The sequence below is a fragment of the Rhodococcoides fascians A25f genome (assembly GCF_000760935.2).
Lineage (GTDB): Bacteria > Actinomycetota > Actinomycetes > Mycobacteriales > Mycobacteriaceae > Rhodococcoides.
On sequence record NZ_CP049744.1, the window covers coordinates 2,283,574 to 2,308,863 of the forward strand.

Genomic DNA, 25,290 nt, shown 5'->3' on the forward strand with positions numbered 1-25,290 from the left:
CCGCCCGTCGCCGTGGATCAGGTGAGGCGCTCGAACACCGCAGCCAGACCCTGGCCACCGCCGATGCACATCGTCTCGAGTCCGTAGCGGACCTCGCGGCGATCCATCTCGCGAAGCAGGGTGGCGAGAATGCGAGCTCCGGTTGCACCGACAGGGTGTCCGAGCGAGATGCCGGAACCGTGCGGGTTCAGTCGAGGGTCGTCGGATTCGATGCCCCAGGAACGGGTGACGGCGAGGGCCTGGGCAGCAAATGCCTCGTTGAGTTCGATGATTCCCATGTCGTCGAGGCTCAGGCCGAGCCGTCCGAGTGCCTTCTCGCTGGCGGGGACCGGCCCGATCCCCATGGTGCGCGGAGCAACTCCGGCGACACCCCATCCGGCGAGTCTGGCGAGGGGCCGAAGACCCAGTGCGGCAGCCTTGTCCGGGGTGGTGACGATCGCAATCGCGGCACCGTCGTTCTGACCGCTGGCATTTCCCGCCGTCACCGTCGACTCGGGATCGATCGACGCGCGAATAGCCTTCAGCTTCGCGAGTGACTCCACAGTGGTGTCGGCACGGGGATGTTCGTCGGTGGTGACGAGGAGTGGATCCGACTTACGTTGGGGGACAGACACTCCGACGATCTCTTCGGCGAACACCCCGCTGTTCTGAGCGGCCACTGCGCGACGGTGGGACTGGACTGCCAGCGCATCCTGATCGGCACGGCTGATCGAGAACTCGGCGCGTAGGTTCTCTGCGGTCTCGATCATGCCGCCGGGCACCGGAAAGTTCTTGCCGCCTGCGGTCACTCGTGCGCGAGCGAGTCGGTCGGACAGGGCCACCGCCTCGGCTTTGACGCCCCAGCGCATGCCGGTGGCATAGAACTCGGTCTGGCTCATGCTCTCGACGCCGCCCGCCAGAACCAGATCGTTCCCGCCCGACTGAACCTGCATGCACGCTTGCAGAATCGCTTGCAGGCCAGAGCCGCAGCGCCGGTCGACCTGCATGCCGGGGACGTCGATACCCAGGTCGGCGTCGAGTGCTGCGATACGTCCGATCGCCGGCGCATCGCCGTTGGGCGACGCCTGGCCCAGGATCACGTCATCGATGTCGGCACCGGAAATGCCGGTCCGGACAACGAGTTCCGCGATGACCGTGCCGGCCAGGGCTTGGGCGGAGATATCGCGGAACTGACCCCCGAAACGTCCGACCGGGGTTCGAAGGGGCTCGCAGATCACGGCGTCAGGCATGGCTGTTTCCTCGCTTGTCGTTGGGTCCGGTACTCACCCGGAGCAGGTCGGTCTCGATGGCGCGGGTGGCGTCGAGCAAGGCCGGGAGTAGTTCGGTGCGGACTTCGTCTGCGGAATGACGCGCAGCTTGCGTCGAGACGTTCGCCGCCGCGACAACCACGCCGTTGCTGTCGTGGATGGGTGCGGCGATCGATCGCAGGCCCTCTTCGAGTTCCTGATCCACCAGACAGAAGCCCTCGGTCCGTACTCGCTCGAGTTCGCGTCCGAGGGCAGCCGCCGAGGTGAGCGTCTTACCGGTCAGTGCAGTCAGCTGGATTCGGTCGAGGTATGCCGCGCGCTCGTCGGCCGGTAGACCGGCCAGCAACACGCGTCCCATCGAGGTGGCGAACGCGGGGAATCGCGTACCGATGTTGATTCCGACAGTCATGATGCGGCTCACCGGAACTCGGGCGACGTACACGACGTCGTCACCGTCGAGAATCGACACGGAGGACGATTCGCGTACCCGTTCTGCGAGAGCCTCCAGATGAGGTCCGGAGACTTCCGGTAGGGACAGGCTCGACAGGTAGCTGTACCCCAGTTCGAGCACGCGCGGGGTGAGCCAGAACATGGAACCATCGGTTCGGACATATCCGAGCTCGACGAGCGTGAGCAGAAACCGTCGAGCAGTGGCGCGAGTGAGTTCGGTTGCTCTCGCGACATCGGAGAGCGTTCGACGCGGATGCTCGGCGTCGAACGCTCGAATCACCGCAAGACCGCGGCCGAGTGATTGAACGTAGTCCGAGGACGGTGCCGGCGAATCCCCGGAGTTCACGAGCTACCCGAATCGGTCTCGGCGATGGCCGCGTTCGCCAGGCCAAAGGCGCTGTTGCTGTTCGGAACTCCCGCGTACACCGCGGTGTGCAGGAACACCTCGGCCAGTTCGTCCGGTGCCAGTCCTGCGCGGAGCGCTGCGCGAATGTGCATATCCAGCTCGTGCTGGTTGCCCACGGCCGTCAGGATCGCCAGGGTCAGAAGTCTGCGAGTGTGATGATCGAGTCCGGGACGATTCCAGATGTCGCCCCATGCGGTGCGGGTGATGAAATCCTGGAACGGCGCGGTGAATTCGGTTCGCGCGGAGATGCTGCGGTCGACATGTGCATCGCCGAGGACGCTGCGCCGCACCGCCATGCCGGTGTCGTGGGCCGCGGCCCGGCCGGCTGCGTACGGATCCGATCCGATGTGCGCGGCAATCGCTGCGGTGACGGGTCCGGCCTGCTCGACGTTGGCCAAGTGTGCTGCAGGGTCGAGTACTCGGAACGTCGATCCGGTGACACCGTCGGCGATGATCTTCAGATCCTCGGGGGTGGTCGAGGGGTCCTGACGGCCTGCGATCACGAGGGTCGGGGAGCTGATTCGACCGAGGTCTGCGCGAGAATCCCAGTCGGACAACGCCTCACAGCATGCCGCGTAGCCCTCGTCGGAGGTGTCGACGATCATCCGCCGATGCCGTTCGACGAGATCGGCGTCGCGACCGGCGAGTTCGGGAGTGAACCACCGGTCGAGTACTGCGTCGGCCACCGAGGCCGTTCCGCCCGCGCGGACCGTGGCCGCGCGATCGAGCCACTGCGCGGGCTCACCGAACTTGGCGGAGGTGCACAGCAACGTCAGAGTCCGCACTCGCTCCGGTCGATGGATGGCGATCCACTGCGAGACGGCACCGCCGAGCGAGAGGCCGACTATGTGAACGCGCTGCAGATCCAATGAATCCAGCAGGGCCACGACGTCTTCGGCCAGATCCGCGACGGAGTACGGGCCAGGGGGCACCGGGGATGCCCCGTGCCCACGCAGATCGACGGCGAGTACTCGCAGCGACGCGGAGAGCGGGCCGACCTGCGGGTTCCACATCGATCGATCGGAGCCGAGGGAGCCGATCAGCACGACTGTCTCGGCGTCGGTGCCCGGTCCTTCGACGAGTCGGTGAGCCAGTGCGACGGTCATCGTGAGTCCTTCGAGTCTGAGGTGTTGTCGGTGTCGAGAGCGAGCTCGGCCAAGATGGTGTCGACCAGATCGGATGCGTGGCCGAGATACCCGGCCGGTTCGAGCAACTCGCGCACCGTCGACGGTGCGAGAAATTCGGTGATCGCAGGGTCGGTGTCCAACGGTGCTCCGGCAGCACATCGAGCGGTCACGATGTCCCGGGCATCGTTCGTATGGTGCGACAGGGCTGCCGTGACACGTTCGGCGAGAAGCGCTCCGCCCGTCGCGTCGAGATTACGGGCCATCATCTCGGGATGTACGTGCACGCCGCCGAGGCTGGTGGCGATGCGGTGTGCTGCGCCCCCGGTGAGGCGCAGCAGGTCGGTGATCGTCTCCCACTCGGCGTGCCATGCTCCCGCGGCGCGTTGGTACTCGTGATCCATGTTCGAGAGCACCGTCGATACTGCCCCCGGCACCCGGCGGGCCGCGGCGCGAGCCATGATGGCCGCAACAGGGTTTCGCTTGTGCGGCATGGCCGAGGATCCCCCCGGCGCGTCCTCGGACAGCTCGCCGAGCTCGGTGGCGGACATCGACACGATGTCCCCGGCGATCTTCCCGATCGCCCCGGCGGCCGTGCCCAACGCGCAGGCGAGATCCGCGATCGGCGTGCGCTCGGTGTGCCAAGGCGCGACCTGCGGAGCCAGTGACAGTTCGGCGGCCAGCGCGGCGGCGATGGCCGGGCCGTGTGGGTGTACGGCCGCGAGAGTGCCTGCGGCTCCTCCGTATTGAACCGAACATGCTCGCCGAACGGCTGTCAGGCGGGTGCGCGCACGATGCAGCCCCGCCCCCCAGTTCGCGGCGACGAGGCCGAACGTGGTGGGCAGCGCCTGCTGGCCGAGCGTGCGCGCCGCCATGGGCGTGGTGCGATGCTTCAGGGCGAGATCGCGTGCAGCGCGGCACGCGTCGTCGAGCGAGGCTTCGATGGTGGCGAGCGCATCGCGCGAGATCAGCATCAGTGCCGTGTCCATGATGTCCTGGCTGGTGGCACCGGGATGCACTGCACTCCCGGGAACTGCGGACGGCGACACCGCGGTCCGCAGCATCTTCACCAGCGCGATGACGGGGTTTCCGCCGGCGGCCGCATCGAGCCCGAGCTGCGTGATGTCGAGCGACGAGCCGAGCTCCGCGGCTGCAGCGGCGACGGCGTTCGCGTGGTCGGCATCGACCAGTCCGACCGAGGCCGCGGCACGCGAGAGTGCAGCTTCCACGTCGAACATCGCTGTCACCCAGGCGCGGTCGCCCACGAGTGGTGCGATGGAGTCGCTGCCGAACGTGGGATCGAACAGTGCACCTCGTTCGGATGCCATTGTCCTCCTTCGCGAATCGTTCGTCACAGCTCGAAGAACGGAGTCTCGTCGCCGTCCGGGTCGGTGTTCTGCAGCACGATATCGAGGTGATAGCCGCCGTCGACCGACCGTGCGACGAGTCTGGCACGCTTGTGCTCGGGCAATGCGGACAACACCGGATCGACGGCGTTGGCCTCGGCCTCGTCGGGGAAGTACACCCGCGTCACGATTCGTTCGAGCATTCCACGGGCGAAGATGCCGACGTCGATGTGCGGAGCCTCGACGGCGTCGTTCTCGGCGGGTAGCGGGCCCGGCTTGATCGTCGTGATCGTCATCGTCCCGGTCTCGTCGGCGAACGCGCGCCCGAATCCGCGAAAGCCCTCGACTCGTGGCGCAACTGCGCCCCGTGGGTCGTCGGCATGATCGAACCGGCCGTCGGCATCGGCTTGCCAGGTCTCGATCATGGCGTCGGACATAGGGGTTCGCGAGCCGTCGATCAACGTGAACGTCACCGTGACGGCACCGTCCGTGCCCGGCGGCACCACATGTTCGCCGTCGGGCCACAACAGTCCGATGTGGACGTACGGGCCCACCGTCTGTGACGGGGTCTGTCCGAAGGGGGCGGTGGTGAAGTCGGCTCCGGTGACCACGGGGTAGCGCGGCGCGAATTCTGGGTCAGTCATCGTGGTCGTCTTCCTCGAAGGGGGTGGCGTTTCGGCCGCGCAGCACGATGTCGAACCTGAAGCCGAGTGCCCAGTTCTCCTGTGTTGCTTCGTAATCGAACGTGCTGATCATGCGAGCGCGAGCGTCTTCCGGTGCGGCGTTGTAGATCGGATCCTGGAAGAACATGGGATCGTCCGGGAAGTACATCTGGGTCACCAACCGTTGGGTGAACGCCTGTCCGAACAACGAGAAGTGAATATGGGCGGGACGCCACGCATTGTGATGATTGCCCCAGGGGTATGCGCCCGGCTTGATCGTGGTGAATCGGTAACGCCCCTGCTGGTCGGTGAGCACTCGGCCGACTCCGTCGAAGTGCGGATCCAGTGGTGCCGGCCAGCGGTCACCGGTGTGTCGGTATCGCCCGCCCGCGTTGGCCTGCCACACCTCGACGAGCGTGTTGGGGATTGCCTTGCCGTCGCTGTCGAGTACTCGGCCGTGCACGATGATGCGCTGACCCTGTGCTTCACCGCCGTTCGCCAGAGTCAGATCGGCATCGGCGGCGGTGATCCGCCCCTCGCCCAGTACCGGTCCGGTGATCTCGGTGAGTCGCTGGGGAAGCAGCGTCAATGGCTGCGCTGGGTGTCGCAGAGCCGTGGTGCGGTACTCGGCGAAGTCTCGCGGGGCGTTGGTGCCCGCTTGATCCCGATAGTCGGGCGGGAGATGAAGCATCGAAGGTTCCTCACGATCGTGGTGATCTACGCAATAGCTACCCTACGGAAGTGTTCGCATAGTGGCAAGGTGTTCACATAACGCACGAATTCGGGTAGCGTGGATCTCATGTTGGACAAAGTCGTGGCCAGCGCCACCGAAGCCGTATCGGACATCCCGGACGGATCCTCGCTCGCCGTGGGGGGATTCGGACTGGTCGGAGTGCCGGAAATCCTGATCGACGCAGTACTCGCGCAGGGCGCCACCGATCTCGAAACCATCAGCAACAACTGTGGAACCGACGGATTCGGTCTGGGAGTGCTGTTGGCACAGCACCGCATTCGTAGAACGATCAGCTCGTACGTCGGGTCGAACAAGGAGTTCGCGAGGCAGTACCTGTCCGGCGAACTCGAAGTCGAACTCACGCCCCAGGGCACTCTTGCCGAACGACTGCGCGCCGGCGGCGCCGGTATCCCTGCCTTCTTCACTCCGGCAGGTGTCGGGACGCAGGTTGCGGACGGTGGACTCCCGTTGCGCTACGACGGCAGCGGCGGAATCGCCCTGGCCAGTCCGCCGAAAGAGACACGCGAGTTCGACGGCCTGACCTATGTGCTCGAGCGCGGCATCGTCGCCGACTACGCACTCGTGCACGCGTGGAAGGGCGATCGACACGGGAACCTGGTGTTCCACGCCAGTGCGCGAAACTTCAATCCACCTGCGGCGGAGTCGGGGCGGATCACCATCGCGCAGGTCGAGCATCTCGTGGAGCCCGGCGAGATCGGGCCGGACGAAGTGCACACTCCGGGCATCCACGTGCAGCGGGTGGTCCACGTCGGACCGGTTCAGGTCGGCATCGAGCAGAGGACGGTACGAGCATGAGCGAGAAGATGACCCGCGAACAGATGGCTGCTCGGGTGGCACAGGAACTCGGTGACGGACAGTACGTGAACCTGGGCATCGGAATGCCCACGCTCGTGCCCAACTACATCGCCACCGACATCTCGGTGATCCTGCATTCCGAGAACGGAGTCCTCGGAGTCGGCCCGTACCCCACCGAGGACGAGCTCGATCCCGAGGTCATCAATGCAGGCAAGGAAACCATCACAGTCCTTCCTGGTGCCTCCTACTTCGACTCCGCCCAGTCGTTCGGAATGATCCGTGGCGGCCAGGTCGACGTGGCAGTCCTGGGTGCGATGCAGGTCAGTGCCACCGGTGATCTGGCGAACTGGATGATCCCCGGACACATGGTCAAGGGCATGGGCGGCGCGATGGATCTGGTGCACGGAGCGCGGCGCGTGATCGTCATGATGGAGCACGTCTCGCGCAAGGGTGAGCCGAAGATTCTCGAACAGTGCACCCTGCCGTTGACCGGCAAGGGCTGCGTGCACAGGATCATCTCCGACATGGCCGTACTCGACGTCACCGAGAACGGTCTCCGTCTCGTGGAGACCGCACCGGGTGTGTCCGTGGACGACGTCGTGAACGCGACTGCAGCCGAACTACTGGTCGACGTGATCGCCTGACACCAGTACGCGGTCGGTGCAGGAGTAGAGGTTCATCGACCGACCGCGAAGGAATCCGATGACCGTCAGACCCGACTCGGTCGCCAGATCCACCGCCAGAGACGACGGTGCAGAGACTGCCGCGAGGATCGGTATGCCGGCCATCACGGCCTTCTGCGCAAGCTCGAACGAGGCGCGGCCACTGACCATCAACACCATGCCGCGCAGCGGAATTCGATCGTTGGTCACGGCCCAGCCGACGACCTTGTCGACGGCATTGTGGCGTCCGATGTCCTCGCGCAACACCAGCATCTCACCGTCGGCGGTGAACAGTGCCGCGGCGTGCAGACCGCCCGTCGCATCGAAGACTTTCTGCGCAGCGCGCAGGGTATCCGGCAACCCGGCAAGAGTCTCCGAGGTGACGACGACCGTGTCGGCCGCGGGGGAGTGCTTGGTGCGCAGTCGAATTGCATCCAAGGATCCCTTACCGCACACCCCGCACGACGACGTCGTGTAGAAGTTCCGTTCGACGCCCGTCTCCGGGGGAGCGACGCCCTGGGCCAGCGTGAGATCCAAGACGTTGTACGTGTTCGCACCCTCGTCGTCGACCCCGTCGCAGTAACGAGCTGCAGCGATGTCTGCTCCCGAGGCGATCACGCCTTCGGTCAGCAGGAAGCCGTGTGCCAGCTCCACATCGTGTCCGGGAGTGCGCATGGTCACGGCCAATGCCTTGCCGTCGACCCGCAATTCGAGCGGCTCTTCCACCACCAGGGTGTCCGGGCGCTCGACGCGGTGCCCAGCCCGGAGGCGGACCACCGGTCTGCGAGCAGTGATGCGGCCCATCAGTACCGGCTGTCTTCACGGCGAATGCGGTAGTTCATCCTTCGATTGTGGACCTCCGTGTCACCGGTCCGTCGACTCGGTGGCCATAGCCGCTGCCAACGACACCATCCGGGGATGGTCGACGAGATCCTCGACCAGCACACGCCTGCCGTCTGCGTCGGCCAACGGAACCTTCCAGTTCTCGTACTGGGTTTCGTCGGTTCCTGGCTGGTTCTGAATGCGGTGTTCTCCGACAGCGTCCACGAGAGCGACACCGATCAGCAGAGACGGACTCCGCTGCACGAGACGATGCAGAGCTTCCACCGTCCGATGATCGTCGGCGGCGGTGTCGGTATCGAGCAACCCGCGTTCACGCGCCAGGTCGAGAACCGCCTCGCGCTTGCGTGCATCGACCTCCTTCTCGGCGTCGATGTCGCGTTCGAGCAGGCCGAGACGTGAACGCAGGTCGATGTGCTCACCACGGAGATACCCGGCTGTGGGTGGTAGGTCGTGCGTGGTCACCGAAGTCAGGCAGAGACTGCGGTACTCCTCGGGCGCGATCGGCCCGGATTCGTCGGCCTCGAACCACAGGATCGAGGTGCCGAAAATGCCGCGTTCGGTGAGGTACTCCTGCACCATCGGTTCGAAGACCCCGAGATCCTCACCGACCACCACCGCGCCCGCACGCTCGGCCTCCAGCGCCAGGATGCCGATCAATGCTTCGTGGTCGTACTCGACATACGTTCCGCCGCCGGCATGTTCGGCCTCCTGTGGAATCCACCACAGACGGAACAGGCCCAGAATGTGGTCGACGCGGATTCCGCCGGCGTGACGAAGGATCGTGCGCAGCATGTCTCGATACGGGATGTACGCCATTTCTCGGAGGCGGTCGGGGTCCCACGGTGGCTGATTCCAGTTCTGGCCCTGCTGGTTGAAATTGTCCGGCGGCGCGCCCACCGTGACCCCCGAAGCCAACACGTCGCCGAGCGCCCACGCGTCGGCTCCGCCCCGGGCCACACCGACCGCAAGGTCGTGCATGATGCCGATGTCCATCCCCGCCTCGAGTGCACCGCGTTGCGCGGCGGCGAGTTGCTCGTCGCAGATCCACTGCAGCCACATGTGGAAGTCGATGCGATCGGCCAGTTTCGCGCGTTGCTCGCGGACGAAGTCGGTTCGTGGATGCGCCGCCCGATCGGTCCAGACCGGATCCTGAGGGCCGAATTTCTCTGCAAGCGCACTCCATACCGCGAAGTCGCGCAGTCCGGTGCCCTCACGCTCGACGAATGCGCGGTACGCGGATTCGCGAGCCGGGCTGCGTTCGACCTTGTGAACGCGTTCGAGGGCACGAAGTTTCGCCGTGAACGTCCGGTCCCGATCCAGCTTCTTGGTTCGCGTGTTCGCCTTGTCGAACCGTCTCGCTGCGTCGCGGACCTTGCCGAATTGTTTCGGCGAGAGTTGTGCGGTCTCGCGAATGTTCTCGACTCGAATGTAGAGCGAGTTGAAGAATCGACGCGTGGTCGGCAGGTACGGGGATGCCTCGACCGGGGTGGTCGGTCGGTCGGCGTGCAGTGGATTGACGAGAAGGTAGTCGAATCCGTGCTCGCGGCCGGCGATGTCGGCCATGTCCTCGAGATCGGCGAGATCGCCGATTCCCCACGATCGTCGCGATCGCACCGAGTACAGCTGGGTGAGCAGTCCGGTCCGCTGTCGATCAGCCAGTTCCGCGTTGGGCGACAACGACTTCGGTGTGACCACCACGACCGCTTCCGATGTACGGACCGTGTTGTCCTCGCTGATCGTCGTCGCGGTCAGACTGTGCCAGCCGAGCGGGGCGTTGCCGGGAACGACGAAGGTGGCGCGACCGATCAGGTGGCCGTCGACTTCCCGTGGATCGACCCAGACGTCGGCCTGGGTGACGTCGATCGACTCACCGTCCTCGGAGACCATCGAGACCTCCACCGGATTGCCGTGCGGCACATGCACCCACACCGCGGAATCGGTGCCCTGCGTGGCCACGACCACCGGTGGTAACAGCCGCCGCCAGGGCGCGTTCTCGATGTCGGCCAGTGCTCGGTCGACGTCCTCGGCCGACTCGGTGGCGTAGCCGCGTGCGGTGAGCACCTGTTGCAAGGTGTCGTCGCTCACTTCGTGTTCGGTGTCGTCCCAGCCCCGATACGAGGTCGAAGTGCCGAGACGTCGGGCGAGAGTGCGAAGTGCCTGCGAGTGATCCACGGTGTCGATCGTGCCAGTTCGCCGCCCGTGCGTCATCCGGGCCGCCGGGTCGTTCATCGATCGTTCGTCCGGCTGCGGTGCCGGTAGACCCGGGTCCCGAACTGTGAGGATTGAAACGTGGTCGGCTGGGTAGTCTTGCTCGGCAAACGGTAATTCAGTGCGCGGCGACGATGGGAAGTGCGGATGGCTGGGGTCAGCAAGATCGAAGAACTGGAGCGAGGTTCCGGTGCACCGGTCGAGCTGAGGGTGCGCGCCGAGGCAGACCAGCTTCCGGTGGTACGCGCCGTCGCAGAAACCCTCGTGGTTCTGAGCGACTTCACGCTCGACGACATCGCCGACGTCAAACTGGTCGTCGACGAAGTGTGTTCGCAACTGATCAAGGGCTCGGTGGCGGACTCGGAGCTCTCGTGCCTGTTCTCGGTGAGTGACTCCGGAATCCGGATCGTCGTCACGTCCACGTTGGCTGCCACGTCCGTGCCGAAGAAGGACAGCTTCGGCTGGCACGTTCTGCAAACCCTGACCGACTCCATCGAGCTGCGCGCAGACGACGCCCACGACAGCGATGCGGTTCGCACGGTTGCCATCGACGTGGTCAAGCGGAGGAGCACGATCTAGTGCCGGTGCACGAACGAAGCACGCGGCGAGAGTCCGACGACTACAGCGACGTTGTCGCGCTGATTCAGCAGATGCAGGCGCTCGACGAGAATTCACCGCAGCGCCGAGTGCTGCGCGATCGCATCATCACCCGTTGCCTCCCGCTCGCCGAACACATCGCACGCCGATTCGGCGGTCGTGGCGAAGCCCACGAGGACCTGCTGCAGGTCTCCCGTCTGGGCTTGGTGAACGCAGTCGACCGATTCGACATCGAGCGCGGATCGGACTTCGTCTCGTTCGCCGTGCCCACGATCATGGGCGAAGCTCGCCGCTACTTCCGCGACGCGGGATGGTCGGTTCGGGTGCCGCGGCGCATGAAGGAACTGAACTCGATGATCTCGCAGGCGGTGGGCTCGTTGTCGCAGAAGTTGGGCCGAGCTCCCACAGCCAGCGAGATCGCCGTCGAACTCGGAATCGACGTCAAGGAAGCGTCGCAGGCGCTGCTTGCGCGCAGCGCGTACCAAACCGTGTCGGTCGACTCGGTGGTCAGTGAGGATCGCCTCCCGCTGATGGACACCCTCGGTGCCGACGATCCCGAACTGGAAAAGATGGAGAGCTACCTCGCCGTCCGCCCTGCGCTGGAGAAGCTGCCCGAACGGGAGCGGCGCATCGTGGTGCTCCGCTTCTTCGGGTCGATGACCCAGACTCAGATCGCGGAGAAGGTGGGAATCTCGCAGATGCACGTCTCGCGGATCCTGGCTCGTACTCTCGCCCAACTCCGAGAGGATCTCGGCGAGGACTGAGGGCAGGAGTGGAGCCCGCGGAACGACCAGAGTGGACGGGCTTTTGGCTAGGCTCGGTGTATGAGTATCTACGACGACGTCGACGAGTACATCGGAGCCCGGCGAGTGACCGATGTGGCCGTGACCGCCGACTTTTCGCGAGCGGTGTTTTCCATTGCTGCACTCGATGATTCGCGGACCGAGTACCGAACGTCGTTGTGGGAGCTCGACGTCGACGGCAGGTCACCTGCCCGGCGCATCACCCACGGCGAGTGGGGTGAGAGTGCGCCGGTGTTCACCGCTTCCGGTGATCTGTTGTTCTCGCGTCGATCGAACAAGGACGATCCGGCCAGGCTGTGGATTCTGCCTGCCGCGGGCGGCGAAGCGCGACTGCTCGAGACCCGATCCGCCGGGCTGAGCGGGATCAGGGCCGCTGGTTCGGAGGCCGTACTCGTCGGATTCTCCCCGGTATTCGGCTCGTCGAGCACCGAGGAGGACGACGACGCTCTGCGCACCGAGCGCACGGCCAACAAGGTGAATGCGATTCTGCACACCGGTGTTCCGGTGCGCTACTGGGATCACGATCTGGGTCCGGCGACTCCACATCTGTTCGTGGGATCGGCGGACGGTTCGACAGGACTGCGTGACCTCACCCCGGATGCGCGCACAGGGCTGCACGAAGCAGCCTTCGATGTCAGCGCCGACGGTTCGTTCGTCGTGTCCACCTGGGTCGTTCCCGGCCCGCTCGGGACGGTGCGGACAGTGCTGGTGCGCATCGAGATCGAGACGGGGGAGCGGACCACGATCGTCGACGATGCCGATGCCGATCTGGGAGCCCCGGCGATTTCACCCGACGGCGGGTCCGTGGCGTTCGTGCGCGAGTCGATCTCCACCCCCGAGGACGCGCCGCGAATGACATTGCAGCGGTACGACTTCGGCGACTCGTCGGTCTCCGATCTCGCGGCCGGTTGGGATCGGTGGCCGAGCGACCCGGTGTGGCTGCCGGACGGATCAGGATTGCTGGTGACCGCAGACGACGACGGCCGGTCGCCGATCTTCGTCGTCCGCGACGGTGCGGAACCGCGTCGGCTCACACAGACCAGCGACGCCTACACACATGTGCACGTGTCCTCGGACGGCACCAGGGTGCTGGCGCTCGCCGCCTCGTATCTGGCTGCGCCGCATCCGGTGTCGATCGAGCTGTCCGACGGTGCCGTCACTGCATTGGACACCGGCATCGACCACAGTCCGTTGCCCGGAACTCTCACCGAGATGGACACGATCGTCGCCGACGGTGCCCGGGTACGCGGTTGGCTGGCACTGCCGGTCGGGGCATCCGAGCTCGAGCCCGCTCCTTTGTTGCTGTGGGTGCACGGTGGCCCGCTGAGTTCGTGGAACACGTGGTCGTGGCGTTGGAATCCGTGGCTGATGGTCGCTCGTGGGTACGCGGTGTTGCTGCCCGATCCGGCGCTGTCCACCGGTTACGGCCAGGAGTTCGTGCAGCGAGGTTGGGGGGCGTGGGGCAAGGCCCCGTTCACCGATCTGATGGCGTTGACCGACGTTGCCGTCGCACGGCCGGATATCGACGACACCCGCACCGCTGCCATGGGCGGGTCCTTCGGCGGGTACATGGCCAACTGGATAGCGGGCCACACCGATCGGTTCGACGCCGTGGTCACCCATGCGAGTCTGTGGGCACTCGATCAGTTCGGACCGACGACGGACGCGCCGTGGTACTGGGCGCGGGAGATGTCTCCGGAGATGGCCGTGGAGAATTCCCCACACCTGTTCGTGGCGGACATAGCAACGCCGATGCTGGTGATCCACGGCGACAAGGACTATCGCGTGCCGATCGGCGAGGGCCTGCGGCTGTGGTACGAGCTGCTCAGCGAGTCGGGTCTGCCGGCCGACGACGAGGGCAACACCGAGCATCGATTCCTCTACTTCCCCGCTGAGAACCACTGGATCCTGAGTCCCCAGCACGCCAAGGTCTGGTACGAGGTCGTGCTGGCATTCCTGGCGCAGCACGTGCTGGGCGAGAGCGCGTCGATGCCGCGAATCCTCGGCCACTAGAATCGCCGCGTGACCAGTTCCGTGCCAGAGACACCCGACAATCCAGCAGACCGCTTGCCCAAGAACTGGGACCCGAGCGAGGTAGAGGCCGAGCTGTACCGTTCCTGGGTCGACGCCGGGTACTTCGAGGCCGACGCCACCAGCGACAAGCCGCCGTACTCCATCGTGCTGCCTCCGCCGAACGTCACCGGCAGCCTGCACATGGGGCACGCTCTGGACCACACGCTGATGGACGCGCTGAGTCGCCGCAAGAGGATGCTCGGGTACGAGGTGCTGTGGCTACCGGGCATGGACCACGCGGGCATCGCCACGCAGACCGTGGTGGAAAAGCAGCTCGCTGCAGACGGCAAGACCAAGGAAGAGTTCGGCCGCGAGCTGTTCATCGACAAGGTCTGGGACTGGAAGCGCGAATCCGGCGGAACCATCGGCGGCCAGATGCGACGGATCGGCGACGGTGTCGATTGGAGCCGCGAGCGGTTCACCATGGACGACGGTCTGTCCGAGGCCGTGCAGACCATGTTCAAGCGGATGTTCGACGACGGCTTGATCTACCGCGCGGAGCGGCTCGTCAACTGGTCCCCGGTGCTGCAGACTGCCATTTCCGACATCGAGGTCAAGTTCGAGGATGTCGAAGGCGAACTCGTCTCGCTCCGTTACGGCTCCCTCGACGATTCCGAGCCGCACGTGATCGTCGCGACCACGCGAGTGGAAACGATGCTCGGCGACACCGCAGTGGCGGTGCATCCCGACGACGAGCGATACAAGGCTCTGGTCGGCACCACCCTCGAGCACCCGTTCACCGGTCGACAGATCCCCATCATCGCCGACGACTACGTCGATCCCGAATTCGGCACGGGCGCAGTGAAGATCACCCCGGCGCACGACCCCAACGACTTCGAGATGGGTGTGCGGCACTCGCTGCCGATGCCGTCGATCATGGACAAGGCCGGCCGAATCACGGACACCGGAACACAATTCGAAGGGATGGACCGCTTCGAGGCGCGCGTCAAGGTTCGTGAAGCTCTCGCCGAACAGGGCCGCGTGGTCGCCGAGAAGCGTCCGTATCTGCACAGCGTCGGCCATTCCGAGCGCAGCGGCGAGCCGATCGAACCGCGGCTGTCCCTGCAGTGGTGGGTCAAAGTCGACGGCCTCGCGAAAGCTGCCGGTGACGCAGTGCGCAACGGCGATACCGTCATTCACCCCAAGAGCCAGGAGCCACGCTGGTTCGCCTGGGTCGACAACATGCACGATTGGTGCATCTCGCGCCAGTTGTGGTGGGGACATCGGATTCCGATCTGGTACGGACCCGACGGTGAGACCGTCTGCCTCGGGCCGGGAGAGAGTGCGCCCGAGGGCTGGGAGCAGGATCCCGACGTCCTCGACACCTGGTTCTCGTCCGGCCTCTGGCCGTTCTCGACGATGGGGTGGCCGGAAGCCACGGCTGATCTCGAGAAGTTCTATCCCACCGGCGTTCTCGTCACCGGGTACGACATCCTCTTCTTCTGGGTCGCCCGCATGATGATGTTCGGCACCTACGTCGGAGCCGACGACGCGATCACCGCGGGCAAGCAAGGGCCGCAGGTTCCGTTCCGAGATGTGTTCCTGCACGGATTGATTCGCGATCAGTACGGCAAGAAGATGTCGAAGTCGCGCGGCAACGGAGTCGATCCGCTCGATTGGGTCGACCGGTTCGGTGCAGATGCGCTGCGCTTCACGCTCGCTCGCGGTGCCAACCCGGGTGCGGACATGTCGGTCGGTGAGGACCACGCGCAGTCCTCGCGCAACTTCGCGAACAAGCTGTTCAACGCCACCAAGTTCGCCCTGATGAACGGTGCGGCACCGGCAGACCTACCCCCGCGTGCCCAGCTGACCGACGCCGACCGGTGGATCCTGGATCGACTCGAACAGGTTCGGGCAGAGGTGGATTCGGCCTTCGACCGCTACGAGTTCAGTAAGGCCTGTGAGGCGCTCTACCACTTCGCCTGGGACGAGGTCTGCGATTGGTACCTCGAGATCGCCAAGGTGCAGTTCGCCGACGAGGCCATCGCCGCCACCACGCGCGGAGTGCTCGGAAACGTGCTCGACGCGTTGCTGCGCCTGCTGCATCCGGTCATTCCGTTCGTGACCGAGACACTGTGGAAGGTGCTCACCGGCGGCGAGTCCCTGGTGATCGCGACGTGGCCTGCCCCTGCCGCTGAGCCTCTCGATCACGTTGCGGCACAACGGATCGTGGACATGCAGCGACTGATCACCGAAGTCCGCCGATTCCGCAGCGATCAGGGACTCAAGCCCTCGCAGAAGGTCGCGGCCCGCATCGTCGGAGTATCCGAGGCGGATCTGGACGGACAGATTTCGGCGGTCACCGCTCTGGCCCGACTGACCGAGCCGGCCGAGGACTTCGCCGCCACGGCGTCGGTGGAGGTGCGACTGAGCAAAGCGACCGTGGTCGTCGAACTGGACACCTCGGGTACCGTCGACCTGGTCGCCGAACGAGCTCGACTCGTCAAGGATCTCGCCGCCGCCGAGAAGGAGTTGGCGCAGACCACCGGCAAGCTCGGTAACGAGGCGTTCCTCGCGAAGGCTCCGGATGCTGTGGTGGACAAGATCAGAACGCGACAGTCCATCGCGCAGGAAGAAATCGCCCGGATCACCGCGCGCATCGAATCGATGGGGAACTAAGTGACCGAGCCCGACGCCGCACTGCCGACGCCGCCGCCGAGTCCGGTCGATCTCGCCGAACTGGCGCTGGTCGAGGCCGAGCTCGACAAGCGTTGGGGAGAAACGAAGATCGAGCCGTCGACGGATCGAATCTCGGCGCTGATGGACCTTCTCGGTTCTCCGCAGAAGGCGTACCCGTCGATTCATGTGGCCGGCACCAACGGCAAGACCTCGGTCACGCGCATGATCGATGCTCTGCTCACTGCCTTCCACCGACGCACGGGCCGCACCACCAGCCCGCACCTGCAGATGGCGACCGAGCGGATCAGCATCGACGGGCGGCCCATTTCTCCGCGGCTCTACGTCGACACCTACAACGAGATCGCACCGTTCGTCGAGATGATCGACGCGCAGTCCGAGGCCGCGGGCGGACCGCGAATGAGCAAGTTCGAGGTGGTCACGGCAATGGCGTTCGCAGCGTTCGCCGAGGCGCCGGTGGAGGTCGCTGTGATCGAGGTGGGGCTCGGTGGTCGTTGGGACGCCACCAACGTCGTCGACGGTGAGGTCGCTGTGATCACCCCGATCGGGCTCGATCACGTCGAATTCCTCGGCGACGACCTCGCGACGATCGCAGGGGAGAAGGCGGGGATCATCAAGAAGGCACCGGAATCGCTCGTGCCGCGGGACACCGTAGCGATCCTGGCGCAGCAGAAGCCCGAGGTATCGGATGTTCTGCTGCGGGCGGCGGTGCAAGCAGACGCTGCGGTGGCGCGGGCGGGATCGGAATTCACCGTGCTCGGCAGGCAGATCGCGGTGGGCGGTCAGCAACTGGAACTGCAGGGACTCGGCGGGGTCTACACCGACATCTTTCTTCCGTTGCACGGCGAACATCAGGCTTACAATGCGTCCCTGGCGCTGGCGGCGGTCGAGGCGTTCTTCGGTGCCGGCCCGGATCGTCAACTCGATCAGGACACCGTCCGCGCCGCATTCGCGACGATCGTCAATCCAGGGCGACTCGAGCGGGTCCGCAATGCCCCCACCGTGTTCCTCGATGCCGCACACAACCCGCACGGAGCCGCAGCGCTCGCTGCCGCCCTCAACGACGAGTTCGACTTCCGCAAACTGGTCGGCGTCGTCAGCGTCATGGCGGACAAAGATGTCGGAGCCATCCTCGACGAACTGGAGCCGGTCTTCGACGACATCGTCGTCACCCACAACGGGTCGGCACGGGCGATGGATGTGGACGCTTTGGCCGACATCGCCGTGGCCAAGTTCGGCGACGAACGCGTCGTGGTGGCGTCGACCCTGCCCGATGCCCTCGAGACAGCCATAGGCCTGGCCGAGGAAGTCGCCGAGCCGGGAGAAGCAGTCTCCGGTGCCGGAGTCGTCGTCACCGGATCCGTGGTGACCGTCGGCGCAGCTCGCACTCTGTTCGGAAAGGACCCCGCGTGAGCGAGCCAGAGTTCCGACCGCCCACGAACGACCCGTGGAAGGGCTTCCGCGGGGTCGTGGCGGGAACCCTCGTCCTCGAAGCCATCGTGACCCTGCTGGCACTGCCGGTGGTGGCGACCCTCGGCGGCGGTGCGACCTGGTTCTCGACGACGTACATCGTGGCGCTGGCCGTCGTGATGATTCTCGCCGCAGGCAAGCAGGGAGAGCCGTGGGCGATGAAGCTCAATCTGATTCTCCAGCTGTTCGTGCTGGCCGGGGCCGTGTTCCACCTCTCCATCGGGGCGGTCGGCCTGATCTTCATCGCGGTCTGGCTGTATCTGCTCTACCTGCGCCGGGACATCACCGAACGGATCCGGCGCGGAATGCTGCCGGGGCAACGGGACTGACAGAGGACGCGCCTGCTTCGGCGATGCGACGCGCGCGCCTGCGCTCGCGTCCATTACTGTCGTCGACGTGACCGACCGCACCCTTGTACTGATCAAGCCCGACGGAGTTGCCCGGCGTTACGTAGGAGAGATCCTCGGCCGCGTGGAGAAGAAAGGTCTGAGCATCGTCGCACTCGAGCTCAAGACCGTCTCCCGTGAACTGGCCTCGGCTCACTACGCGGAGCACGAGAGCAAGCCGTTCTTCCCCGACCTCCTCGAGTTCATCACGTCCGGACCGGTCGTGGCCGCGGTTCTCGAGGGCCCCCGTGCCATCGCCGCCTTCCGGCAGATCGCCGGTGGCACCGACCCGGTGGCCAAGGCGGTCCCCGGCACCATCCGAGGTGACCTCGCGCTCGACGGTCAGCAGAACCTGGTGCACGGGTCGGATTCCGTGGAGTCGGCCGAACGCGAGATCGCGCTCTGGTTCCCCGGCCTGGCCTGACTGTTCCATCCTCGGCACTACAGCAACGCATCCACGCAGCCACGCCGCAGCCGCTCGGTACTCGATCGGTGCGGCGTGGCGAGTACGCATCATCGCGTGTGGGATACTCGACGGAGATCGACTCCACTGCACGAGTACGTACAGGTTTCACGCTCCACCGAAGTCAAGGCTTCACCGAAGTTCGCTAGACCGGTGTTGTGGATTCGATCGGATGACTGTCGTCTATCCGCTGCCCGTCATCGCAGATGCTCGAACGAGAGACAGGCTCGTTCGCGTTCTTGCTTGATGATCAGGCGCTCGGATCGCCGAGACACCACCATCCAGCCAGGCACTGCACGCGCTGTCGTCGACCATCGAGAACTCCGACGTGGTCATCGGCTCGAGTGCGGAGCGAGACAGAACAGCTGACGTCCAACCCGACGTGAGTACACAAGGATTGCCCTCGCGTGGCCGCGTCACACCCGACATCGGATGAACGCGCCCGGGGGCCCGAGGAGACTACGTGGCCGATCAAAGCCCGCCCGAAGATGTACAGAACGAGAACGTGGGAGGTCCGGAGCGCGACGACGCGGTGCCCCCTGTGGAAACAGGTGCGGTGTCCCAGGCGCAACCCGACACCATCGAACTGCCCACCAGGCTGCGCGTACACGCACTGGCCAAGATCCTCGGTGTCACCAGCAAGCAATTGCTCGTCACACTGGGTGAGCTCGGCATCGAAGCGCGCAGTGCCCAGTCGAGCTTGAGCCGCGACGTTGCGGAGTCCGTCCGCGACTCGGTGAATGCGCCTGCTGCACCGGTGGTCGATTCGCCCGCCGAACAGTCCGAGCCGAGCGCTCCGTCCGAGGTGCCCTCCGCGGACGTACCGTCGGCCGAGACCTCGTGGTCCGACCCGCAGCTGTTCACCAGTGCACCCGCGGCGGAACCCGAGCCTGCCCAGCCCGCGGCAACGACCGACCAGGCCACGGCGACCACGTTTGCCACTCCGCTCTTCCTGCAGCCCGCCGCCGTGGATGCTGCTGCTCCGGAGTCCACGGAGTCACCGGCAGAGCCCCCGGCCCGCCGTCGACGCAGTCGCAAGGCAGCGCCGAAGGACGAGGCTGCGAACGCCGACAGCACCGAGACCACAGCCACCGAGACCACCGCACCTCGAGCCGACGAGACAGAGTCCGTGGTACCCGCGGTCGACGAGTCGACTGCGTCCGACGGCTCTACCGACGATGACGGCGACGACGATCAGTCCCAGCCACGACGCCGCAGGCGAGGGCGTCGCGGCCGGGGTCGGGGTCGCGGGGAACAGTCCTCGGACGAGAACTCGACCGACGAGAATTCGGACGACGATTCCACGAGTGACTCGGACAGCACCGATTCTGCCGACGCAGAGTCGTCCGACGGGACCGACACGGACTCGGACGAGTCCTCCGCCGGTGACGACCAGCAGTCGGGCTCGAGCAGGCGTTCGCGTCGGTCGCGCACCCGAAACCGATCCTCGGACCGGCAGAACTCCGACTCGAACGATGCCTCGGACGACACCCGCGCAGCGGACTCCTCGGCCGAGGACAAGGACGACGAGTCGGATTCGGATGCGCAGGACAACTTCGACGACTCCGACAACGGTGGTACGGAGGGAGACGGCTCCAGCCGCCGTCGCCGCCGTCGTCGCCGTCGTAAGACCGGAGCCGAGGTAGCGGCCGAGGCTGCAGCGTCCGAGGACGACCCGCCGAACACGGTCGTGCACGAGCGGGAGCCGCGGAACAAGAGCCGCGCCCCCAGGGACGAGGTCCAGGGGATCACCGGTTCGACACGTCTCGAGGCCAAGCGTCAGCGACGGCGCGACGGCCGCGATGCCGGTCGTCGTCGACCGCCGATTCTGACCGAGTCCGAGTTCCTGGCGCGGCGTGAGTCCGTGGACCGGGTCATGGTCGTGCGCGAGAAGGCCACCCCTGACCACCCGTTGACCACACAGGTTGCCGTGCTCGAAGACGGCGTGCTCGTGGAGCACTTCGTCACCAGCAGCGCGACCGCGTCCATGGTCGGAAATGTCTATCTCGGGCGCGTCCAGAACGTGTTGCCGAGCATGGAAGCAGCATTCATCGACATCGGCCGTGGCCGCAACGGTGTGCTGTACGCCGGTGAGGTCAACTGGGACGCCGCGGGCCTGGGTGGCAATTCGCGGAAGATCGAGCAGGCCCTCAAGCCGGGCGATCAAGTTCTCGTCCAGGTGAGCAAGGACCCCGTGGGGCACAAGGGTGCTCGCCTGACGACGCAGCTCTCGCTCGCGGGACGCTTTCTCGTGTACGTGCCCGGCGGTAGTTCCACCGGCATCAGCCGCAAGCTGCCCGACACCGAACGCAAGCGTCTGAAGGACATTCTCCGAGACATCGTTCCTCCCGAGGCGGGCGTCATCATCCGCACCGCGGCCGAGGGCGTCAGCGAGGAAGAGCTCGCCCGCGATGTGACGCGACTGCAGGCGCAGTGGGCGAGCATCGAGGAGCGCTCGGCCAATGCCGAGACCGGAAAGGGTGTGCAGCCGCAGACCCTCTACGAAGAGCCCGACATGCTCGTCAAGGTCATTCGTGACTTGTTCAACGAGGACTTCTCGAAGCTCGTCATCGAGGGTGACAAGGCGTGGACGACGACGTCGAACTACGTCGAGACCGTCGCACCGGACATGGTGGAGCGGCTGCAGCGCTACGAGGCCGACGGCAGTTCTGTCGACGTCTTCGCCGCGCATCGTATCGACGAGCAGCTGGCCAAAGCGCTCGATCGCAAGGTCTGGCTGCCTTCCGGCGGCACCCTGGTGATCGATCGCACCGAGGCGATGACCGTCGTCGACGTCAACACCGGCAAGTTCACCGGTTCGGGCGGCAACCTCGAAGAGACGGTCACACGCAACAACATCGAGGCGGCCGAGGAAGTCGTCCGGCAGATGCGTCTGCGCGACATCGGCGGAATGATCGTGGTCGACTTCATCGACATGGTGCTCGAATCCAATCGCGATCTGGTGCTGCGCCGACTGACCGAGGCGCTGGGTCGCGACCGCACGCGCCACCAGGTCTCCGAGGTGACCTCGCTCGGGTTGGTGCAGATGACTCGAAAGAAGCTCGGTACCGGGCTCGTCGAGGCGTTCTCCACGACCTGCGAGCACTGCCAGGGACGCGGCATCATCGTGCATCCGTTCCCCATCGACGCCAAGCCGGACAACGACGGCCGCTCCAGTTCGTCGCGCTCGGAGTCGAGCAGCTCGGGCACGAGCAGCAGGCGGCGACGCGGCAAGGACAACAAGGCCGACGGGAACGACGGCAGCGAGCGCACCACCTCGAATTCCCAGTCGGGAGCCGCGGACGGGGCCGATCATCCCGCAGTCGATCCGTCGATCAAGAGGGCGCACCCTGTCGCCCTGGCGATGGCGGCACACCACGACGACGTGGTGGCCGACGTCAGCCCCGCCGACGTCGAGACATCGCCTGCGAGTGAGACTTCGGACGCAGGTGCTGTAGTGACGGTTGTCTCCGTCGAGGGTGTCGACGTTGCCGCCGCGTCGGTCGCCGATGCGGAGTCGAACGGCGCTCTCGTTGCCGAGACCACCGAGTCGACAGCCGACCAGCCTGCCGCCGAGCCGCCCGTCGAGGTCGAACCAGCAGCACCGAAGGCTCGGCGTGGACGCCGGGTTGCGCGGAAGGCGGCTGCTCCGACCAGTGCGGCACCGGACGCCGGTGTGGTTCTCGTGGTGCCGGTTTCGGGCGACGCCGCCCCTGCCGGTGGGGCAGAGGCCACCGAAGCCGAGGTGTCGGAACCACTGACGTCGGCGGCCGAGCAGCCCGTCGAGCCGGTGGAGGTGCCGACGGCACGTCCTCGCAGACGGCGCGCAGCAGCGCGGCCTGCAGGTCCTCCGGTGGACATCGATGCCTAGCAGTTCAGGCAGTTTGACCCTGGCCGTCTCTCTGCCGTAGCCTTGATAAGTCGCTCCCGGTGACACCGTTCTGCTGTGCCGTAGTGGTCCTGCAGGAAACAACGGTTCTCGAGCGGGTCGAGATGATCATCATCCCGGCCGGCCGATAGGGAGCAAGCAAACACGTTTTACCAGACCAGTCGTGTTGCCATGTGCAACGCGAGCAAGTTCGAAGAAGCAAGGGGTAGCCCTCCGATGGCAACGTACGCGATCGTCAAGACCGGCGGAAAGCAGTACAAGGTCGCTGTTGGTGACCTCGTCAAGGTCGAGAAGATCGAGGGAGCGCCCGGCACTGCTGTCTCGCTTGCTCCGGTCCTCGTCGTAGACGGATCCGACCTGACCACAGATGCAGACAAGCTGGCGAAGATCTCGGTCGCCAGTGAGATCGTCGAGCACACCAAGGGCCCGAAGATCCGCATCCACAAGTTCAAGAACAAGACCGGATACCACAAGCGTCAGGGACACAGGCAGAAGCTGACTGTCCTCAAGGTCACCGGCATCAAGTAACCAGGTCTCACCGGACCCGAGTTCTTTTCAGCTGATTCACCCCGAGGAGGGTATGCAACATGGCACATAAGAAGGGTGCATCAAGCTCCCGTAACGGTCGCGACTCGAATGCACAGCGCCTCGGCGTCAAGCGCTTCGGCGGCCAGACCGTAGGCGCAGGCGAGATCCTGGTCCGCCAGCGCGGCACGCACTTCCACCCCGGCGTCAACGTCGGTCGTGGCGGCGACGACACCTTGTTCGCACTCGCTCCCGGCGCAGTCGAATTCGGTGCCAAGCGCGGACGCAAGACCGTGAACATCGTTCCGGTCGCTGTAGAGGCCTAGTCCTTCTGCAGCGCTCGCGCTCGTAGATGATCGACTCGAGCAGCAACTGCTCGATCGAACATTCACGGCGTACGTTCACAGCTCCCGATAGGGGCGGACCAGGGTCACGAGACCGGTCCGCCCCTATCGCTTTTTTTCTCCCGCTTTTTCTCAGAAAGGATCGAAGACAGCTATGTCACGATTCATCGACCGCGTGGTGCTGCACGTCAGCGCCGGCAAAGGTGGCAACGGCTGCTCTTCGGTTCACCGCGAAAAGTTCAAGCCTCTCGGTGGCCCGGACGGTGGAAACGGCGGGCAGGGTGGCGGTGTCATCTTCGTCGTCGACAGCAACGTTCACACTCTGCTCGACTTCCACTTCTCCAGCCATGCCAAGGCGGGCAACGGAACTCAGGGCATGGGTGGCAACCGAGAGGGTGCCAACGGCGAGGACCTGATTCTCAAGGTCCCCGACGGCACTGTCGTTCTCGACAAGAAAGGCAACGTCCTCGCCGACATGATCGGTGAGGGAACACGTTTCGACGCCGCACCGGGCGGACGTGGTGGCCTCGGCAACGCTGCACTCGCGTCCAAGGCTCGCCGGGCACCCGGCTTCGCGCTACTCGGCGAAGAAGGCATCGAGCGCGAGCTGGTGCTCGAGCTGAAGTCCGTCGCCGATGTCGGTCTCGTCGGTTTCCCGTCGGCCGGCAAGTCGTCGCTGGTCTCGGTGCTCTCCGCAGCGAAGCCGAAGATCGCCGACTACCCCTTCACCACACTGGTACCGAATCTCGGAGTGGTCTCCAGCGGAGACACCACGTTCACCGTCGCCGACGTACCCGGGCTGATCCCCGGAGCGAGTCAGGGCCGCGGTCTCGGGCTCGACTTCCTGCGGCACCTCGAGCGTTGCGCTGTGCTCGCACACGTAGTCGACTGCGCGACACTGGATCCGGGCCGCGACCCGATCTCCGACGTCGACGCCCTCGAAGCCGAGTTGGCGGCATACAAGCCGGCACTGTCCGGCGATGCCAGCCTCGGCGACCTCGCCGACCGGCCGCGCATCGTCGTACTGAACAAGGCGGACATTCCAGAGGGTGCCGAGCTCGCGGAGATGGTGACCGCCGAGTTCGAGTCCCGCGGCTGGCCGGTGTTCACCATCTCGGCGGTGACGCGCGCCGGCCTCAAGCCGCTGACGTTCGCGCTGGCGAAGCTCGTCGAGGACTACCGCACAGCTCACCCGGCCCCCGAGCCGCGGCGTCAGGTGCTGCGCCCCGTCGCTCGAAACGACGACAGCTTCAAGGTCGTCAAGGATCCGGACATCCCGGACGGCTTCATCGTTCGGGGTACGCGCCCCGAGCGGTGGGTTCGCCAGACGCAGTTCACCAACGACGAGGCCGTCGGATACCTCGCGGACCGGCTCGCGCGCCTCGGCGTCGAGGACGCGTTGATCAAGGCCGGTGCTCAACCGGGTGCCTCGGTCACCATCGGCGATGTCTCGTTCGACTGGGAGCCGCAGACACCGGCCGGTGTCGAGATCACCATGACCGGCCGCGGCACCGATGCTCGACTCGATCAGGTCGAGCGCATCGGCGCATCCGAACGTAAGCATGCCCGCCAGGTACGCCGCGGGCTCGATACCGAACAGGAGTAG

The 25,290-nt window shown here is 65.6% G+C and carries 21 protein-coding genes; 13 read left to right on the forward strand and 8 right to left on the reverse strand.

Annotated elements, in window-relative coordinates; genetic code table 11:
- Positions 1 to 17: 17 nt before the first annotated feature.
- From BH93_RS10850 to pcaH, 6 genes are read right to left on the reverse strand one after another with little or no spacing between them, the layout of a single operon-like run.
- The gene (locus tag BH93_RS10850) at positions 18 to 1,229 is read right to left on the reverse strand and encodes an acetyl-CoA C-acetyltransferase (protein WP_032379216.1); all 1,212 of its coding nucleotides are present in this window, start codon (positions 1,227 to 1,229) and stop codon (positions 18 to 20) included.
- Entirely contained in the window at positions 1,222 to 2,043 is an 822-nt protein-coding gene (locus BH93_RS10855; RefSeq protein WP_037177249.1) for an IclR family transcriptional regulator, read from the reverse strand. The genes BH93_RS10850 and BH93_RS10855 overlap by 8 nt, the downstream gene beginning before the upstream one ends.
- A complete protein-coding gene (pcaDC, locus tag BH93_RS10860; protein WP_037177250.1) occupies positions 2,040 to 3,209 on the reverse strand; it encodes a bifunctional 3-oxoadipate enol-lactonase/4-carboxymuconolactone decarboxylase PcaDC in 1,170 nt (389 codons plus the stop codon). Before pcaDC ends, BH93_RS10855 begins: the two co-directional genes overlap by 4 nt.
- Complete coding sequence (gene pcaB / locus BH93_RS10865; protein ID WP_037177251.1) at positions 3,206 to 4,555, reverse strand: 3-carboxy-cis,cis-muconate cycloisomerase; 1,350 nt, start codon at positions 4,553 to 4,555, stop codon at positions 3,206 to 3,208. The genes pcaDC and pcaB overlap by 4 nt, the downstream gene beginning before the upstream one ends.
- A 23-nt stretch (positions 4,556 to 4,578) precedes the next feature.
- Positions 4,579 to 5,217: a protocatechuate 3,4-dioxygenase subunit alpha gene (gene pcaG, locus BH93_RS10870; RefSeq protein WP_032379212.1), complete on the reverse strand. Its 639-nt coding sequence runs from the start codon at positions 5,215 to 5,217 to the stop codon at positions 4,579 to 4,581.
- Positions 5,210 to 5,926, reverse strand: coding sequence for a protocatechuate 3,4-dioxygenase subunit beta (gene pcaH, locus BH93_RS10875; protein ID WP_032402390.1), 717 nt, complete (start codon positions 5,924 to 5,926; stop codon positions 5,210 to 5,212). The genes pcaG and pcaH overlap by 8 nt, the downstream gene beginning before the upstream one ends.
- A 108-nt stretch (positions 5,927 to 6,034) precedes the next feature.
- Between pcaH and BH93_RS10880 the strand changes: the two genes are divergently transcribed.
- Together BH93_RS10880 and BH93_RS10885 are read left to right on the forward strand one after the other, a co-directional pair.
- Positions 6,035 to 6,784 (forward strand): CoA transferase subunit A, encoded by a 750-nt coding sequence (locus BH93_RS10880; RefSeq protein WP_196249160.1) that lies wholly within the window; start codon positions 6,035 to 6,037, stop codon positions 6,782 to 6,784.
- Positions 6,781 to 7,428, forward strand: coding sequence for a CoA transferase subunit B (locus BH93_RS10885; protein WP_032379210.1), 648 nt, complete (start codon positions 6,781 to 6,783; stop codon positions 7,426 to 7,428). The genes BH93_RS10880 and BH93_RS10885 overlap by 4 nt, the downstream gene beginning before the upstream one ends.
- Here BH93_RS10885 and fdhD read toward each other — a convergent pair.
- A complete protein-coding gene (fdhD, locus tag BH93_RS10890) occupies positions 7,405 to 8,250 on the reverse strand; it encodes a formate dehydrogenase accessory sulfurtransferase FdhD (RefSeq protein ID WP_037177252.1) in 846 nt (281 codons plus the stop codon). The genes BH93_RS10885 and fdhD overlap by 24 nt on opposite strands.
- A gap of 60 nt (positions 8,251 to 8,310) precedes the next feature.
- The gene (gene malQ / locus BH93_RS10895) at positions 8,311 to 10,461 is read right to left on the reverse strand and encodes a 4-alpha-glucanotransferase (protein WP_037177823.1); all 2,151 of its coding nucleotides are present in this window, start codon (positions 10,459 to 10,461) and stop codon (positions 8,311 to 8,313) included.
- Positions 10,462 to 10,644: 183 nt separating this feature from the next.
- On the opposite strand from malQ, the gene BH93_RS10900 reads away from it, so the two are divergent.
- From BH93_RS10900 to obgE, 11 genes are all read left to right on the forward strand, one after another.
- The gene (locus tag BH93_RS10900) at positions 10,645 to 11,076 is read left to right on the forward strand and encodes an ATP-binding protein (protein ID WP_037177254.1); all 432 of its coding nucleotides are present in this window, start codon (positions 10,645 to 10,647) and stop codon (positions 11,074 to 11,076) included.
- On the forward strand, positions 11,076 to 11,858 hold the full coding sequence (locus tag BH93_RS10905; RefSeq protein ID WP_032379207.1) for a SigB/SigF/SigG family RNA polymerase sigma factor: 783 nt from the start codon (positions 11,076 to 11,078) through the stop codon (positions 11,856 to 11,858). Before BH93_RS10900 ends, BH93_RS10905 begins: the two co-directional genes overlap by 1 nt.
- Before the next feature lie 60 nt (positions 11,859 to 11,918).
- The gene (locus BH93_RS10910; RefSeq protein ID WP_037177256.1) at positions 11,919 to 13,910 is read left to right on the forward strand and encodes a S9 family peptidase; all 1,992 of its coding nucleotides are present in this window, start codon (positions 11,919 to 11,921) and stop codon (positions 13,908 to 13,910) included.
- A 9-nt stretch (positions 13,911 to 13,919) separates the two neighbouring features.
- Positions 13,920 to 16,589: a valine--tRNA ligase gene (locus BH93_RS10915; RefSeq protein WP_037177258.1), complete on the forward strand. Its 2,670-nt coding sequence runs from the start codon at positions 13,920 to 13,922 to the stop codon at positions 16,587 to 16,589.
- Positions 16,590 to 18,020, forward strand: a complete 1,431-nt coding sequence (gene folC / locus BH93_RS10920) for a bifunctional tetrahydrofolate synthase/dihydrofolate synthase (protein ID WP_052065836.1) — start codon at positions 16,590 to 16,592, stop codon at positions 18,018 to 18,020.
- A complete protein-coding gene (locus tag BH93_RS10925; RefSeq protein WP_032379204.1) occupies positions 18,017 to 18,406 on the forward strand; it encodes a DUF4233 domain-containing protein in 390 nt (129 codons plus the stop codon). The genes folC and BH93_RS10925 overlap by 4 nt, the downstream gene beginning before the upstream one ends.
- A 67-nt stretch (positions 18,407 to 18,473) precedes the next feature.
- Positions 18,474 to 18,887: a nucleoside-diphosphate kinase gene (gene ndk / locus BH93_RS10930; protein ID WP_032379203.1), complete on the forward strand. Its 414-nt coding sequence runs from the start codon at positions 18,474 to 18,476 to the stop codon at positions 18,885 to 18,887.
- A 502-nt stretch (positions 18,888 to 19,389) separates the two neighbouring features.
- The gene (locus tag BH93_RS10935; protein ID WP_155291124.1) at positions 19,390 to 22,797 is read left to right on the forward strand and encodes a translation initiation factor IF-2 N-terminal domain-containing protein; all 3,408 of its coding nucleotides are present in this window, start codon (positions 19,390 to 19,392) and stop codon (positions 22,795 to 22,797) included.
- A gap of 234 nt (positions 22,798 to 23,031) precedes the next feature.
- Complete coding sequence (rplU, locus tag BH93_RS10940) at positions 23,032 to 23,343, forward strand: 50S ribosomal protein L21 (RefSeq protein ID WP_027497555.1); 312 nt, start codon at positions 23,032 to 23,034, stop codon at positions 23,341 to 23,343.
- A 59-nt stretch (positions 23,344 to 23,402) separates the two neighbouring features.
- Positions 23,403 to 23,666, forward strand: a complete 264-nt coding sequence (gene rpmA / locus BH93_RS10945) for a 50S ribosomal protein L27 (RefSeq protein ID WP_032379202.1) — start codon at positions 23,403 to 23,405, stop codon at positions 23,664 to 23,666.
- A 172-nt stretch (positions 23,667 to 23,838) separates the two neighbouring features.
- Positions 23,839 to 25,290, forward strand: coding sequence for a GTPase ObgE (gene obgE / locus BH93_RS10950; RefSeq protein WP_032368196.1), 1,452 nt, complete (start codon positions 23,839 to 23,841; stop codon positions 25,288 to 25,290).

Bases quoted from the DNA above. Each gene is read 5' to 3' on its own strand.
- BH93_RS10850 (WP_032379216.1), bottom strand. From the start codon at position 1,229: ATGCCTGACGCCGTGATCTGCGAGCCCCTTCGAACCCCGGTCGGACGT.
- pcaDC (WP_037177250.1), bottom strand. From the start codon at position 3,209: ATGACCGTCGCACTGGCTCACCGACTCGTCGAAGGACCGGGCACCGAC.
- pcaB (WP_037177251.1), bottom strand. From the start codon at position 4,555: ATGGCATCCGAACGAGGTGCACTGTTCGATCCCACGTTCGGCAGCGAC.
- pcaG (WP_032379212.1), bottom strand. From the start codon at position 5,217: ATGACTGACCCAGAATTCGCGCCGCGCTACCCCGTGGTCACCGGAGCC.
- pcaH (WP_032402390.1), bottom strand. From the start codon at position 5,926: ATGCTTCATCTCCCGCCCGACTATCGGGATCAAGCGGGCACCAACGCC.
- BH93_RS10880 (WP_196249160.1), top strand. From the start codon at position 6,035: ATGTTGGACAAAGTCGTGGCCAGCGCCACCGAAGCCGTATCGGACATC.
- BH93_RS10885 (WP_032379210.1), top strand. From the start codon at position 6,781: ATGAGCGAGAAGATGACCCGCGAACAGATGGCTGCTCGGGTGGCACAG.
- fdhD (WP_037177252.1), bottom strand. From the start codon at position 8,250: ATGGGCCGCATCACTGCTCGCAGACCGGTGGTCCGCCTCCGGGCTGGG.
- BH93_RS10900 (WP_037177254.1), top strand. From the start codon at position 10,645: ATGGCTGGGGTCAGCAAGATCGAAGAACTGGAGCGAGGTTCCGGTGCA.
- BH93_RS10910 (WP_037177256.1), top strand. From the start codon at position 11,919: ATGAGTATCTACGACGACGTCGACGAGTACATCGGAGCCCGGCGAGTG.
- rplU (WP_027497555.1), top strand. From the start codon at position 23,032: ATGGCAACGTACGCGATCGTCAAGACCGGCGGAAAGCAGTACAAGGTC.
- rpmA (WP_032379202.1), top strand. From the start codon at position 23,403: ATGGCACATAAGAAGGGTGCATCAAGCTCCCGTAACGGTCGCGACTCG.
- obgE (WP_032368196.1), top strand. From the start codon at position 23,839: ATGTCACGATTCATCGACCGCGTGGTGCTGCACGTCAGCGCCGGCAAA.